The sequence below is a fragment of the Proteus vulgaris genome (assembly GCF_016647575.1).
Classification (GTDB): domain Bacteria; phylum Pseudomonadota; class Gammaproteobacteria; order Enterobacterales; family Enterobacteriaceae; genus Proteus; species Proteus mirabilis_B.
Genome location: NZ_CP032663.1, coordinates 2795980 through 2810892, shown reverse-complemented (window position 1 = coordinate 2810892; position 14913 = coordinate 2795980). Strand labels below are relative to the sequence as shown.

The following is a 14913-nucleotide window of genomic DNA, read 5'->3' as shown; positions in this document are numbered from 1 at the left end:
CCAAATACCCAAGTTCTGATATGAGATTGGAATTTGATTTTGCGCCCAAATTGGAGGTCGAAATGATTACTGGTATCCAAATTACTAAAGCTGATAACGACGATTTATTACATTCTTTCTGGTTATTAGATGATGAAAACGGCGAAGCTCGTTGCATCTGTGCTAAAAAAGGCTTTGAAGAAGGCCAAGTGATTAACCGTAAAGAGTTAGGCAATATCGAATACCGCGAAGTGCCTGTAGAATCTAAACCGGTTGTTCGTGTAGAAGGTGGTCAACACCTTAATGTTAACGTATTAAGCCGCGAAACACTGGAAGATGCTGTTAACAATCCTGAGAAATATCCTCAATTAACTATTCGTGTTTCTGGCTATGCAGTGCGTTTTAACTCACTGACTCCAGAACAGCAACGTGATGTTATTACTCGTACTTTCACTGAAAGTCTGTAATTTTCACTAAAGTCATAAGTTAATAATAAGCTCGATATGAAGATATCGGGCTTTTTTTCTATTTATCTATTTTTTTATTTTTCTATATAAAATAAGAAAAAAGAGAGAATAACAAAAAACCGTAACTATGTTATATAGCTACGGTTTTTTATAAGATCAAAAAGAGTACAGATTATTCGTTATCAGTATTCGTTTCTTTTGCTGGTGCAGTAGGAGCCACTTTCTTTTCTGTATGCTCAGTAACAGCTTTGCGACGTTTACCGATATTTTTACGATCGCGAGTCCGCACTTTTTCTTTAACCGCTTTTTTCTCTTCTTCTTTTTTCGCTTTGCGTTTAGCTAGCACTTTTTTAGAAGGTTTGAATGTTGCTTTCAGGCTTGGTGCTTTAGTTTCTGGACGTAGTTCAGCAACAACGCGATATTTAATAGGCTCTTGAACGTAACGACCAATTTTCCCTAATAGTGGGTGATCGTGAGCTTCAACTAATGAAATTGCGATACCTTTACGGCCTGCACGTCCTGTGCGACCAATGCGGTGCAAGTAAACATCCGCAGTACGAGGTAAGTCAAAGTTGAAAACGTGTGTGATGTCATCTAGATCAAGACCTCGAGAAGCAACGTCTGTGGCAACAAGTACATTCATTTTGCCTGATTCTAAACGTTTGATTGCATCATTACGCTGTGTTTGCGCCATTTCACCTTCAAGGTAGCTACATTTAATACCTTGTTTTTCTAGCGCAGTGACAAGCTCTCTTACACGCTCTCTTTTGCGAACAAAGACAATCGATTTTTTAACATCGTCTTGCTTCAGTAATGCAGCAAGCAACGCTGTTTTATGTTCGAGATTATCAGCATGATAATAGAACTGCTGAATTTTTTTACGTTCACGGCGAGATGGATCAGCATTAAGTTCAACTGGTTCGTTGAGGATGCGCTGTGCAAAATCAATAACTGCGTTACCTTCCAATGTCGCAGAGAACAGTAATGTCTGTTTGCGCCAGCGAGTTTCGCCTGCAATCGTTTCGATATCGTTAGCAAAACCCATATCTAACATACGGTCTGCTTCATCTAAAATCAGCATTTCTACCGCACGGCAGTCAAAGTTTTCTTCTTTGATGTACTGTAATAAACGACCTGTTGTTGCAACAACGATATCTTGGTTCTCACTGAAGACTTCAGCGTGATTCATATAAGCAACGCCGCCCGTGATAGTGGCGATATCTAAATGTGTATGCGCACATAATTCTTTTGCCTGCTCTGCAACTTGCATAGCAAGTTCGCGAGTTGGTGTCAGGATAAGAATACGTGGTGGGCCTGATTTTTTACGTGGATAATCAAGCAAGTGTTGAATTGCTGGAAGCAAAAAGGCCGCAGTTTTCCCTGTGCCTGTTGGCGCAGAGCCTAAAATATCGCGCCCATCCATTGCTGCAGGAATTGCATCTGCTTGAATAGCAGTAGGACGTTGATATCCTTTTTCTTCTAATGCGGTCAATAAACTTTCATCAAGTTCAAGACTGGAAAATGTCGTGGCTGTCATTGTATACCTCTGTTTAGGGCGCGGATTTTGACATTATCCCCCGCTAAAAGCCAGAGGATTTACCGCTATCACATTATATTACCGATAGACGAAGGTATTCGTTGTTTTTAGGCTTAATCTAAATAAGCGTGCATCGTATACAAATAGTTTAATGTTAAGATAGGGGTTGCAGAAGCGTTATCATACCATATATCTCTTTTCCAATGACATGAATGATAAGTAATAAAAAAGAGATAGTAATACGAATCAATAGAGCCAATAAATGAATCAAAAGAAAGTGAAAAAAGCGGGATTACGCAAAGGTGGTTTTACATTTAAACAATTTTTTGTAGCTCATGATAAGTGTGAAATGAAAGTGGGTACAGATGGTGTTTTATTAGGGGCTTGGGCACCTATCGATAATGTAAAAAGAGCGCTTGATATTGGTACGGGTAGTGGATTAATTGCATTAATGCTGGCTCAACGAGCGAATCAAATTGAGTGTATTGATGGCATTGAACTTGATGAAAAGGCAGCATCACAAGCCACGGAAAATGCTCAAGAGTCACAATGGCATTCATTTATTCATATCCATCATGATGATATTTATCATTATGCTGAACAAGCGCAAAACAAGTATGATTTGATTGTAAGTAATCCTCCTTATTTTGAACCTGCAATTGCTTGTCGTAATGATGTTCGTGAACAAGCACGTTATACAAAAACCTTAACGCATGAGGGATTGCTGGATAGTGCGCAATCACTTATCACCGAAGATGGTTTGTTCTGTGTTGTATTACCTTACTCTATTGGTGAGCAATTTATTGAAATCGCAGAAAAAAAAGAGTGGAATATTGCAAAACGCGTTAATATTAAAGACAGTGCAGATAAACCTTATCATCGAATTTTGTTAGCCTTTCAAAAACAAAATCAAAGCAGTGTCGAATGTAGTATAGATGAACTTATTATTCGTAATAATGAAGGGCATTACACTGACAAGTTTCGCTCTTGGGTGACTGACTTTTATTTGTATTATTAAATCTATATTTAATAATACATTGTTTAAGATAATATATATTGTTGTAAGTAATCGTATATATTTAAATAATATCATTGTGTTATCGTTTTTTTATTGGCAAATTGCATTTTGGGTGGATGATCACCATGATGATTTTTTTGTGATTCATCTCTTAAAATAATGATTGAATTGAACTTCATACTATTTTTGCACTCTAAGTCTTGTAGCTCATAAAACGAGAAGGAATAACGAGAGTAAATATGACGGAGTCATTTAAAAATAGTGCGAAGCTTGACTTCGGGAGAGTCCATCTCTAATGAGCGAGCAGTTAACGGACCAAATGTTGGTTGAAAAGGTACAAAATGGTGACCAGAAAGCCTTTAATTTGCTGGTTATCCGCTATCAACACAAGGTAGCAAGCCTGATTTCCCGTTATGTACCACAGGGCGATGTGCCAGATGTTTCGCAAGAAGCCTTTATTAAAGCTTATCGTGCCATCGGTTCTTTCCGTGGAGATAGTGCTTTTTATACATGGCTTTATCGCATTGCTGTGAATACAGCAAAAAATTATCTGGTTGCACAGGGGCGACGTCCGCCTTCGAATGATTTAGATGCGAGTGATGTTGAAAACTTCGAATCACCAAATGCACTAAAAGAAATTTCGAACCCTGAGAATTTAATGTTGTCAGAAGAGTTACGGAGAGTGGTTTTTCACACCATAGAGTCATTACCTGAAGATTTAAGGGTTGCTATTACACTTCGGGAACTTGACGGACTAAGCTATGAAGAGATAGCGGTCATTATGGATTGCCCTGTCGGAACAGTACGTTCACGTATTTTTAGGGCACGAGAAGCTATTGATAATAAGGTTCAACCATTAATACAAGAGTTTTAATTGTGGGTGAACCATCATTGACTGAAGGGTACTTTTACATGCAAAAAGAAAAACTTTCTGCATTTATGGATGGCGAAGTTCTTGATAAAGAATTAATGGGTACAATTGCTCGTGATGACTCTATGAAAGAGACATGGCAACGCTACCATTTAATTCGTGACACAATGCGTGGTGATGTAGGTGAAGTAGTCCACTTCGATATCGCAAGTCGCGTTGCGCTCGCTTTAGAGAATGAACCTGTTCGCATAAGTCCTGAACAACAACGAGAGCAGCAACCTGCGCCATCACAATGGCGTCAGCACTCTTTCTTACAAACGTTACGTCCTTGGGCAAGTCAGTTAACTCAAATCGGTGTCGCGGCTTGTGTTTCATTAGCTGTTATTGTTGGTGTTCAGCAATATAATGGAAAAAGTGGTTCTGAAGATTTCCAAGTAGATACACCCGTATTTAATACTCAACCTATTATGGGTTCAGGTTCGCCTGTAAGCTTAAATCTTCAAAATGATACTTTAGGTAAAGACCAGCAAACACGTTTACAAGAGCGTAATCAACGCCTTGGATTAATGTTGCAACAGTATGAGTTAGATCGTCGTATCTATAATGCACCACAAAATGAAGCGCCAATCAGCGCTCAAGGTGAAACTCAACCTGCAGCAGCACAGTAATAATAGATGTGAATGTATAAATAACGTGTGGGAATAAAACAGTCGTAATGAAAAAATCATGGTTATCCACCTTATTGCTGGTGGGCAGCCTGTCAATGCCGATACAAGCCTTGGCGCAACCTCAAACAGGTAGTGTCGAGGCTTTGTTGCAAAAGATGGGTCAGACAAGTCAAAGCTCTACCTATGAATTATCTTTTATCAATATCAATTCTCAAGGTATTGTTCCTATTCGCTACCGTCACACTCTTATTGATGGCAAACCACTTGCACAATTAATGCAAATGGATAGTACTCGCCGTGAAATTGTTCAACGTGGCAATGAAATCAGCTATTTTGAACCCGGTTTAGATGCCTTCAGCTTAAGAAATGATCATATCGTTGATTATATCCCTTCTATCATTTACCAAGATTTCAAGGAATTATCGGGTTATTATAATTTTATTGATGCGGGTAGAACGCATATTGGTGATATTCCAAGCCGAGTTGTTCGTGTGTTATCAAAAAATAATGACCGCTATGATTATGTTTTGTTTATTGATGAAGAAAGATATCTACCTTTAAGAGTCGATCTTTTAGATAAAAACAATGACATCATTGAACAGTTTAGAGTGATCACAGTTAATGAAGGAAGCGAGGTCGAAACTGAGCTTAATTCTCTACGTACCGTCAATATGCCACCTTTATTACTTGTACCTAAAGCTAAACCGTTAGTTTATAACTGGTCGGTCAGCCAATTGCCTGAGGGTTTTAAAGAGGTAAAACGTAGTAACCATCAAATTTCTGAAACTGAATTTAGTCAGTCGATTTTATTTAGTGATGGTTTATTTGACTTCTCTATTTATGTTAATAAAAGTGGCCAGCAGGTTAATTCGCCCGAACGCGATAAAATGTTAAGGTATGGTCGTAATACAATTTATACCTATGACAAAGAAGGTAATGAAATTACCTTTATTGGTCAGTTACCGTTTCCTACGGCACAAGCAATAGTTAATAGTGTTGTATTTACGAAAAAGTAAAAGGGTATAAGTTATGGTTAAAGAGTGGGCAACAGTTATACATTGGCATGAAGGACGTGCGTTATTACGCTACGGCTCTTCTTCTGGCTGTGGTAGTTGCCAAGCTCGCGCTGCCTGTGGCTCTTATTTATTGAATAAAATAGGGCCAGAGACAGTTCATCAACTTGAACTTCCCGTTGCACAACCTTTAGTTGAAGGGCAAAAAGTGGAAGTGGGTATACCTGAAAATAATCTACTTCTTTCTGCAATGTTGGTGTATTTAACACCACTTATTGGCTTATTTATCGTTGCTGGCATTGCGAGCCTTTGGTTTTCGAGTGAATTTGCTATTTTTTGCAGTGGGCTTGTGGGCGGCGCTCTTGGTTTTTTATTTGCCAAAAAAGTAGCGACTTGGTGGAGCAAAGATGAAGGTTTTGAACCTATTGTATTGCAAATAGGGCTTCCACCTCATGAACTTAAAGTTCAATTTCAAGAATAATGAGTTGATTAAAGAGATGGGGCATTTGCCCCATTATTTTTATCATGCTGCTTTTGTAATAATATCTATCTTAAATTAACACGTTTCTATATCTGGAAATTACCCGCAAAAAATTACAAATAAATGCAAGTCTTAGCATAAATGTTTGTGTTTGATGAACGTTTCTTTGAGTATAATGTCTCTAGTGTGTAGAATGCGTCATCAATAATAACTCCTGCAATATAGAGTTTTCGCTTTGTGTCCATGAATGACTCCAAAGCCAGATTTATAGAGCAAAGCAATAGAGAAAAATAATTTCAGAATGAAAAACATACGTAACTTTTCCATTATCGCACATATTGACCACGGTAAATCGACGTTATCAGATCGAATTATTCAAATTTGTGGTGGCTTATCAGATCGTGAAATGGCTGCGCAGGTTCTTGATTCTATGGATCTTGAGCGTGAACGTGGTATTACAATCAAAGCGCAAAGCGTAACCTTGAATTACACCGCTGATGACGGTGAAGTTTATCAGCTTAACTTTATCGATACCCCAGGACACGTTGACTTCTCTTATGAAGTATCTCGTTCACTCGCTGCGTGTGAAGGCGCCTTATTGGTCGTAGATGCTGGGCAAGGGGTTGAAGCGCAAACATTAGCAAACTGCTATACAGCGATGGATATGGATCTCACCGTCGTTCCTGTTTTAAATAAAATAGATTTACCAGCAGCAGAGCCTGAGCGTGTTGCTGAAGAGATTGAAGACATTGTAGGGATCGACGCTACAGATGCAGTGCGTTGTTCTGCAAAAACAGGTATTGGTGTTAAAGAAGTTATCGAACGCCTTGTTAAAGAAATTCCAGCACCTGAAGGTGATGCAGACGCTCCATTACAAGCTCTGATTATTGACTCTTGGTTTGATAACTACCTTGGTGTTGTTTCACTGATCCGTGTTAAAAACGGTAAAGTCAGCAAAGGCGATAAAATCAAGGTAATGAGCACTGGTCAGATTTATAACATTGATCGTATTGGTATTTTTACACCAAAACAAATTGATACGACATCATTAAATTGTGGCGAAGTAGGCTGGGTTGTTTGTGGTATTAAAGATATTTTAGGTGCGCCTGTTGGGGATACCTTAACAGCAGCACAAAAACCAGCAGATAAACCATTACCGGGCTTTAAAAAAGTTAAGCCACAGGTTTATGCAGGTCTATTCCCAATTAGCTCTGACGACTATGAATCATTCCGTGATGCATTAGGTAAATTAAGTCTGAATGACGCTTCATTATTCTATGAGCCAGAAAGCTCAACCGCGTTAGGTTTTGGTTTCCGTTGTGGTTTCTTGGGTCTTCTGCACATGGAGATCATTCAAGAACGTTTAGAACGTGAATATGACCTTGACCTGATTACAACCGCTCCAACCGTAGTTTATGAAGTTGAAATGACTAACGGTGATATTGTACTAGTGGATAGTCCGTCTAAATTACCACCGCTGAATAACATTGAAGAAATCAGAGAGCCTATTGCTGAATGTCATATGTTATTACCGCAAGAATACTTAGGTAATGTCATTACTTTATGTATCGAAAAACGCGGTGTTCAAACCAATATGGTCTATCATGGTAATCAGGTTTCATTGACTTATGAAATTCCGATGGCTGAAGTGGTATTAGATTTCTTTGACCGTTTAAAATCAACATCACGCGGTTATGCTTCTTTAGACTATAACTTTATCCGCTTCCAAGGCTCTAACATGGTACGTGTAGATGTCTTGATTAATGGTGATCGCGTTGATGCTTTAGCATTGATTACACATAACGATAATGCACCTTATCGTGGTCGTGAGTTGGTGGAAAAAATGAAAGAGTTTATTCCACGTCAACAGTTTGATATCGCCATCCAAGCGGCAATTGGTAACCATATTATTGCTCGTTCAACTGTTAAACAGTTACGTAAAAACGTATTAGCCAAATGTTATGGCGGTGACGTTAGCCGTAAGAAGAAACTGTTACAGAAACAGAAAGATGGTAAAAAACGTATGAAGCAAATTGGTAACGTAGAGCTACCACAAGAAGCGTTTTTAGCCATCCTTCATGTTGGTAAAGATAAATAATTTAAGGAGAAAACATGGCTAACACGTTTGCCTTGATCCTAACGCTGGCAACGCTAATAACGGGAGTTTTTTGGGGAATTGAGCGCTTTAAACTCAAGCCAGCCCGAAAAGCAAAACTAAAGCGTCTTCAAGAGATGACGCAAGGGACCGAGGATCAGCAAGAGTTAGCAAAATCAATTAATAAACCAAGTTGGGCGGAGACATTAGGCTCTTTATTCCCAGTCTTGATTATTGTTTTGATTCTGCGTTCATTTGTGTATGAGCCGTTTCAAATACCTTCTCGCTCCATGATGCCAACCTTGTTGGTTGGCGATTTTATCTTGGTTGAAAAGTTTGCTTATGGATTAAAAGATCCAATTACACAGACAACGTTAATTAATACAGGGAAGCCAAAACGAGGCGATATCGCAGTATTTAAATATCCTCGTGATCCTTCTACTGATTTTATTAAACGTGTTATTGGATTACCGGGCGATAAAATTGTTTATGATATGATGTCGAAAAAACTTCATGTCTATCCAAATTGTGATAAAGCCATTTGTAATGAAGAAATTTCAGTAACTTATGGTACAGCTTACCCAAGTGAATGGACGTTGTCATTACAAAATGTACCGGGTGGTCAGCGTATTAATGGTATGAAATCTATTCCAATTGAGGAGCCTATTTCAACAGCAACTCAATTACGTGAAGAAGAAAGGGTAGAAACGATTGATAAAGTCTCTCACCGTATTATGACAATACCCGGTGATATGACGATGCCAGAGTTTATTCAACCCGGATTACCTGTCGGTACGTGGATTGTTCCTGAAGGTCATTACTTTATGATGGGTGACAATCGAGACGGTAGCTCTGATAGTCGCTTCTGGGGCTTTGTTCCAGAGAAGAACTTAGTCGGTAAAGCGACAACGATCTGGATGAGCTTTGAAAAAGTAGAGAATGAATGGCCAACAGGTGTTCGTTTTAGCCGCATCGGTGGCATTAAGTAATAATTAACAAAATAGCGACAGCATTCCTTCTTATCTAAGTGTAGAATATGTCGCTTCTTTAAATATGATTGGCTCCTGTTATTGACAGGAGTCAGTGCAAACGCAACAGTTCTGTTATCCAACTCGATAATTTCTCGTTGTCTTAAACAGATTTGTTGCGTGTGCTTCAAATTAAGTTATGGAAATTGATCGCACATGAATACTTTATTAGTAAACCAGTTACAAAAGAAACTGGGCTATACTTTTACGCAAAATGAATTATTACTACAGGCTTTAACGCATCGTAGTGCCAGCAGTAAACATAATGAACGTTTAGAATTTTTAGGTGATTCAATTCTAAGTTATGTGATTGCTAACGCACTTTATCATCGCTTTCCTCGTGTTGATGAAGGTGATATGAGCCGAATGAGAGCAACGCTTGTTCGTGGAAATACACTCGCTGAATTAGCGCGTGAATTTGAACTCGGCGAATGTCTACGTTTAGGGCCAGGAGAATTAAAAAGCGGCGGTTTTCGTCGTGAATCAATTTTAGCGGATACGGTGGAAGCTTTAATTGGTGCCATTTTCCTCGATAGTGATATTCAAAATATCGAAAAAATTATTTTAAATTGGTATGAGAATCGTTTGGCTGAAATCAGCCCGGGCGATAAGCAAAAAGATCCTAAAACTCGTTTGCAAGAGTATCTGCAAGGCCGTCATTTACCATTACCTTCTTATATTGTGGTACAGGTTCGTGGCGAAGCCCATGATCAAGAGTTTACGATCCATTGTCAGATAAGCGGTATCGAACAACCTGTCAAAGGGATGGGTACAAGCCGTCGTAAAGCTGAACAGGCCGCTGCTGAACAGGCATTAATACAACTGGAGCTTGAATGAGCGAAGAACAAACCTATTGCGGATTTATTGCGATAGTCGGTCGCCCAAATGTGGGAAAATCAACACTACTGAACCAATTACTGGGGCAGAAAGTTTCTATTACATCACGTAAACCGCAGACTACGCGTCACCGTATCATGGGTATTGATACAGATGGTGCTTACCAAGCAATTTATGTGGATACACCGGGCTTGCATATTGAAGAAAAGCGAGCCATCAACAGACTGATGAACCGCGCAGCAAGTAGTTCAATTGGTGATGTTGAACTGGTTATTTTCGTTGTTGAAGGCACCAACTGGACGCCTGATGACGAAATGGTATTAAATAAATTAAAATCATTACGTTGCCCTGTTTTATTAGCAATTAATAAAGTGGATAACGTGACTGATAAAACCAAGTTACTTCCACACATTGGCTTTTTAAGCCAACAAATGGATTTTCTTGATGTAGTACCAATCAGTGCTGAAAAAGACATGAATATTGATACGATTGCGAAAATCGTACGTAAATGTTTACCAGAAGCGACTCATCATTTCCCTGAAGATTATATTACTGATCGCTCTCAGCGTTTTATGGCGTCAGAAATTATTCGTGAAAAATTGATGCGCTTTTTAGGTGAAGAATTACCTTATTCTGTCACTGTTGAAATCGAACAATTCGTTACCAATGAGCGTGGTGGTTATGATATCCACGGATTAATTCTGGTTGAGCGTGAAGGCCAGAAGAAAATGGTTATTGGTAATAAAGGTGCGAAAATCAAGAAAATTGGTACCGAAGCCCGTATGGATATGGAAGACTTATTTGAAAACAAAGTTCACTTAGAACTTTGGGTGAAAGTCAAAGCGGGTTGGGCTGATGATGAACGTGCTTTACGTAGCCTTGGCTATGTGGACGATTTAAAGTAGGTAACTGAAGTGGATGGCTGGCAACGTGCATTTGTTATCCATGCTCGACCTTACAGTGAAACGAGTTTGTTACTCGATTTTTTCACTGAAAACGAAGGGCGGGTACGCATATTGTCAAAAGGTGCACGAGGCCGTCGTTCACCCTTAAAAGGGGCACTTCAACCTTTTACTCCTTTGCTCATTCGTTGGAGTGGGCGAGGAGAAGTTAAAACACTTCGTGATGCTGAACCTATCTCTTTAGCATTACCACTGACAGGCTCTGTACTCTACAGTGGCTTGTATCTCAATGAGTTATTATCTCGCGTTTTAGAAAATGGTACTTCTTATAGTGTACTTTTTTTTGAATACCTTTCCTGTTTGCAAATTCTTGCTGCTAGCGATACTACACCTGAAGCTGCACTGAGACGCTTTGAACTCGCGCTATTAACACAACTGGGTTATGGTTTAGATTTTCTGCATTGTGCGGGAAGTGGAGAGCCAGTTTCAGATTCGATGACCTATCGTTATCGAGAAGAAAAAGGTTTTATTGCGAGTTTAGTGGTTGATCATAATAGTTTTACTGGATTTGAATTAAAATCCTTAGCCAGTCGCGAATTTCCTACTGTTGAAACATTAAAAGCGGCAAAAAGATTTACTCGAATGGCATTGAAGCCCTATTTAGGCGGAAAACCATTAAAAAGTAGAGAACTTTTTAGACAATTTGCCATTAAAAAAGCCCCAAAGAAAAGAGCATTGATGGTAGAACAGTAATATTGTCTTTTTCTTCTCTATGGAATGTGTAAACTAAGGTAATGCAACGTTATTTTTCAGGAGAAGAGCATGTCTGATATTCTACTTGGCGTTAATATTGACCATATCGCCACCCTTCGTAATGCCCGTGGCACAACTTATCCCGATCCTGTTCAAGCGGCTTTCATTGCAGAACAAGCTGGTGCTGATGGTATAACTATCCATTTACGTGAAGATAGACGTCATATCACTGATCGCGATTTAATGCTGATAAGCCAAACGGTTCAGACAAGATTAAATCTGGAAATGGCAGTTACTGAAGAGATGATCGAGATCGCTTGTCAAACTCAGCCTGATTTTTGCTGTTTAGTACCTGAAAAACGCCAAGAAGTGACAACAGAAGGTGGTTTAGACGTTGTTGGCAATGAAGAAAAAGTTGCTGATGCAATTAAACGCTTATCTTTAGCAGGTATCAAAGTTTCTCTATTTATTGATCCTGACCATGAGCAAATTAACGCAGCCGACCGTGTTGGTGCGCCTTTTATTGAGATCCACACTGGCGCTTATGCTGACGCTGAAGATGAAATGGCTCAAGAAAAAGAGTTTGTCCGTATTCGTGATGCAGTCACTTATGCTGCATCTAAAGGTTTAAAAGTGAATGCAGGACATGGTCTGCATTATCACAACGTACAACGTATTGCGGCATTACCTGAACTGTATGAACTGAATATTGGTCACGCTATTATTGGTAGAGCCGTATTTAGTGGATTAGCGCCAGCGGTTGAAGAAATGAAACGCTTAATGCGAGAAGCGCGTCGCTAATGGCTATTGTTGGTTTAGGTATGGATATCGTCGAGATATCACGTATCGAAGATATTATAGGGCGTTCTGGTGAACGCCTTGCTCGTCGCATTCTTACTGATACTGAATGGGAAATTTATCAATCCCATAAACAGCCAATACGTTTTTTAGCTAAGCGATTTGCAGTAAAAGAGGCGGCGGCAAAAGCATTAGGAACAGGTATACGTTTAGGATTAGCTTTCAACCATTTTGAAGTGCGTAATGATGAGTTAGGCAAACCCACCTTGCATTTTTTAGCGGTTGCCAAAGAGATGGCAGAGAAAGCGGGGATAAACTCTATTCACGTAACACTTGCTGATGAACAGCGTTATGCTTGTGCGACAGTTATTTTAGAAAAATAGCTCTCTTAGATTTATCACCCACAAAATCATCGATTAAGGTTTAGATCTTATCTGCGTGATGGATCAACACAAATTTTTCCCATAATTCATCTTGAGATTCAGTATGAGCAGGATCAGTGATGATCGTGTTAGTAATCGGACAAACCGATTGGCAAGTTGGTTTATCGTAATGTCCTACACATTCAGTGCAAAGATCAGGATTAATTTCATAAATTTCATCCCCCATTGAAATCGCATCATTTGGACACTCTGGTTCACACATATCGCAATTGATGCATTTCTTCGTAATTAGTAAAGCCATATCAGTCACTTAATATATAAATTATTAAATTTCAGTAACTTATATCTTGCACTTATATGTTACCATCTATCAGTTTTGTGTCGCTATATCCGATAAAGTAGTGTTTTATCATTCAAATAGGAATATTACCCCAATCTTTTTGCTTAATAGGCACTAAGTAAGGGGGGAGTAAGGTTACCATTTATAGGGAATTTCCTAAAGTGGCATCGCTCAAATGGTTTATTAGAATGTATAAATAAAATATTAAATACTTGCTAATGAAGAGAAATGAAAGCCAGTTGCACTAATAACATTTCGCAATGTTTTTAATGTTGGGTTTCCTGTTGGTGATAATGTTCGATAAAGCGTTTCTCTAGATACTCCTGCTTTTTTGGCAATTTTTGCCATACCGCCCCGAGCTTCTACGACATGGCGTAATGCCATAAGAAAAGCTTCTTGCCCACCATCTTCATCAATATCAAGGAAGGCTTGGTGTAAATATGCTTTTGCAAAACTAGGATCTTCACGCAAAAGCTCAATCATTGCGTCATCGTGTAAACGAGATTTTGGCATAATCTACCTCTTTAAATAATCTTTTAGACATAGGATGGCTTTATTGATGTCAGCATCCTGAGTTCGTTTATCTCCTGCTAGAAGTAGCAATATAATTTCGCCATTGATTAAACTATAGTAGACGCGATAACCCACACCTTGATCAATTCGTAGCTCCCAAATGCTTTCACGACAAGGTTTATGATCACCAAAACACGCACTTGCCATTCTATTTACTCTCGATGCAATTTTGGCTTTAGCAACAGGATCACGTATCTTTCTGAAGTAGTCGGCATATAAGTCTTTGCCATCTATTGTTAGATAATGTTTGATAGTTTTCATTGGCAAAATGTAGCTTATAAGCTACGTCAACACAACTATTTTTGTAGCTTATAAGCTACTAAAATATATCAGTAATATATATTTAAAGCAAAACTATCTAAATAGAAAAACAAAAACAAAAACAAAAACAAAAACAAAAACAAAAACAAAAACAAAAACAAAAACAAAAACAAAAACGAAAATGAATAACAAAAAATAGTATTTTTTGTGGTATTCCGCACACCTAACACTCTGTTATTGATGTTAAATAATGCAATAAATAAGGGGTATACTATGCCAACACTGTTCAATATGTGGACATTTGCGCTTTTGTCCTTGGGTTTGGTGCTAACACCGGGCCCTAATATGATTTACCTGATTTCACGCTCAATCTCTCAAGGGAAAAAGGCCGGATTTATTTCATTAATCGGTGTGGCTGTTGGCTATATTTTTTATATGTTATTAGCTGCATTTGGTATTACAGCTATTTTTATGGCTGTGCCTTATGCTTACGATACATTAAAAATTTGTGGTGCTATTTACCTTTTTTATATCGCTTGGCAATCTATTAAGCCCGGTGGGCGTTCTATCTTTCATCCCAAAAAATTACTTTCAGGCAATACAACAAAGCTCTTTGTCATGGGCTTTATCACTAACCTACTCAATCCTAAAATCGCATTAATGTACTTATCACTGTTACCTCAATTTATTAGCCTTCAAAATGGCAGTGTTTTAAATCAATCACTAGTGTTAGGTAGTATCCAAATTATTATTAGCATTGCGGTAAATGCATTGATTGTTATTGCCGCAGGCTCTATTGCTGGGTTCTTTATGCAAAGGCCTCGTTGGGCATTGGTTCAACGTTGGTTTATGGCAACAATCTTAGGCGCTTTAGCCGTCAAATTAGCTACTGAAGCGCGCGTAAACTAA

At 38.7% G+C, this 14913-nt stretch carries 18 protein-coding genes; 14 read left to right on the top strand and 4 right to left on the bottom strand.

What is annotated here, in order from left to right:
- The first annotated feature begins 62 nt into the window (after window positions 1-62).
- The gene (gene grcA / locus D7029_RS13145; RefSeq protein ID WP_023581591.1) at window positions 63-446 is read left to right on the top strand and encodes an autonomous glycyl radical cofactor GrcA; all 384 of its coding nucleotides are present in this window, start codon (window positions 63-65) and stop codon (window positions 444-446) included.
- 172 nt (window positions 447-618) lie between these two features.
- Here grcA and srmB read toward each other — a convergent pair whose 3' ends face one another.
- Entirely contained in the window at window positions 619-1983 is a 1365-nt protein-coding gene (gene srmB, locus D7029_RS13140; RefSeq protein WP_227718984.1) for an ATP-dependent RNA helicase SrmB, read from the bottom strand.
- 262 nt (window positions 1984-2245) lie between these two features.
- On the opposite strand from srmB, the gene trmN reads away from it, so the two are divergent.
- The 12 genes from trmN (at window position 2246) to acpS (ending at window position 12830) form a co-directional block, all read left to right on the top strand.
- The gene (gene trmN, locus D7029_RS13135) at window positions 2246-3001 is read left to right on the top strand and encodes a tRNA(1)(Val) (adenine(37)-N(6))-methyltransferase TrmN (protein WP_194950885.1); all 756 of its coding nucleotides are present in this window, start codon (window positions 2246-2248) and stop codon (window positions 2999-3001) included.
- 295 nt (window positions 3002-3296) lie between these two features.
- Window positions 3297-3875, top strand: a complete 579-nt coding sequence (gene rpoE / locus D7029_RS13130) for an RNA polymerase sigma factor RpoE (RefSeq protein WP_006533574.1) — start codon at window positions 3297-3299, stop codon at window positions 3873-3875.
- 38 nt (window positions 3876-3913) lie between these two features.
- Window positions 3914-4540, top strand: a complete 627-nt coding sequence (gene rseA / locus D7029_RS13125) for an anti-sigma-E factor RseA (protein ID WP_267463810.1) — start codon at window positions 3914-3916, stop codon at window positions 4538-4540.
- 47 nt (window positions 4541-4587) lie between these two features.
- Window positions 4588-5556 (top strand): sigma-E factor regulatory protein RseB, encoded by a 969-nt coding sequence (gene rseB / locus D7029_RS13120; RefSeq protein WP_194950883.1) that lies wholly within the window; start codon window positions 4588-4590, stop codon window positions 5554-5556.
- A gap of 13 nt (window positions 5557-5569) precedes the next feature.
- On the top strand, window positions 5570-6034 hold the full coding sequence (gene rseC / locus D7029_RS13115) for a SoxR-reducing system protein RseC (RefSeq protein WP_023581597.1): 465 nt from the start codon (window positions 5570-5572) through the stop codon (window positions 6032-6034).
- Between the two features lie 301 nt (window positions 6035-6335).
- The gene (gene lepA / locus D7029_RS13110) at window positions 6336-8132 is read left to right on the top strand and encodes a translation elongation factor 4 (RefSeq protein WP_088495030.1); all 1797 of its coding nucleotides are present in this window, start codon (window positions 6336-6338) and stop codon (window positions 8130-8132) included.
- A 14-nt stretch (window positions 8133-8146) separates the two neighbouring features.
- Window positions 8147-9118 (top strand): signal peptidase I, encoded by a 972-nt coding sequence (gene lepB / locus D7029_RS13105; protein ID WP_194950882.1) that lies wholly within the window; start codon window positions 8147-8149, stop codon window positions 9116-9118.
- Between the two features lie 195 nt (window positions 9119-9313).
- Window positions 9314-9994, top strand: coding sequence for a ribonuclease III (rnc, locus tag D7029_RS13100; protein ID WP_069367822.1), 681 nt, complete (start codon window positions 9314-9316; stop codon window positions 9992-9994).
- Window positions 9991-10899 carry a GTPase Era gene (era, locus tag D7029_RS13095; RefSeq protein ID WP_023581601.1) on the top strand — a complete coding sequence of 303 codons (909 nt, stop codon included), beginning with the start codon at window positions 9991-9993 and terminating at the stop codon, window positions 10897-10899. The genes rnc and era overlap by 4 nt, the downstream gene beginning before the upstream one ends.
- Window positions 10900-10908: 9 nt before the next feature.
- Entirely contained in the window at window positions 10909-11649 is a 741-nt protein-coding gene (gene recO / locus D7029_RS13090) for a DNA repair protein RecO (RefSeq protein WP_088495032.1), read from the top strand.
- Window positions 11650-11718: 69 nt separating this feature from the next.
- Window positions 11719-12450, top strand: a complete 732-nt coding sequence (gene pdxJ, locus D7029_RS13085) for a pyridoxine 5'-phosphate synthase (RefSeq protein ID WP_194950881.1) — start codon at window positions 11719-11721, stop codon at window positions 12448-12450.
- A complete protein-coding gene (gene acpS, locus D7029_RS13080; protein WP_069367826.1) occupies window positions 12450-12830 on the top strand; it encodes a holo-ACP synthase in 381 nt (126 codons plus the stop codon). Before pdxJ ends, acpS begins: the two co-directional genes overlap by 1 nt.
- Window positions 12831-12870: 40 nt before the next feature.
- Here the strand turns inward: acpS and D7029_RS13075 are convergent, their stop codons facing one another.
- The 3 genes from D7029_RS13075 to D7029_RS13065 form a co-directional block, all read right to left on the bottom strand.
- Window positions 12871-13131 carry a YfhL family 4Fe-4S dicluster ferredoxin gene (locus D7029_RS13075; RefSeq protein ID WP_075673672.1) on the bottom strand — a complete coding sequence of 87 codons (261 nt, stop codon included), beginning with the start codon at window positions 13129-13131 and terminating at the stop codon, window positions 12871-12873.
- A gap of 243 nt (window positions 13132-13374) precedes the next feature.
- A complete protein-coding gene (locus D7029_RS13070; RefSeq protein ID WP_194950880.1) occupies window positions 13375-13683 on the bottom strand; it encodes an addiction module antidote protein in 309 nt (102 codons plus the stop codon).
- 3 nt (window positions 13684-13686) lie between these two features.
- Window positions 13687-14004, bottom strand: coding sequence for a type II toxin-antitoxin system RelE/ParE family toxin (locus tag D7029_RS13065; RefSeq protein WP_088495035.1), 318 nt, complete (start codon window positions 14002-14004; stop codon window positions 13687-13689).
- Between the two features lie 273 nt (window positions 14005-14277).
- Between D7029_RS13065 and D7029_RS13060 the strand changes: the two genes are divergently transcribed.
- Complete coding sequence (locus D7029_RS13060; RefSeq protein ID WP_098942283.1) at window positions 14278-14913, top strand: LysE family translocator; 636 nt, start codon at window positions 14278-14280, stop codon at window positions 14911-14913.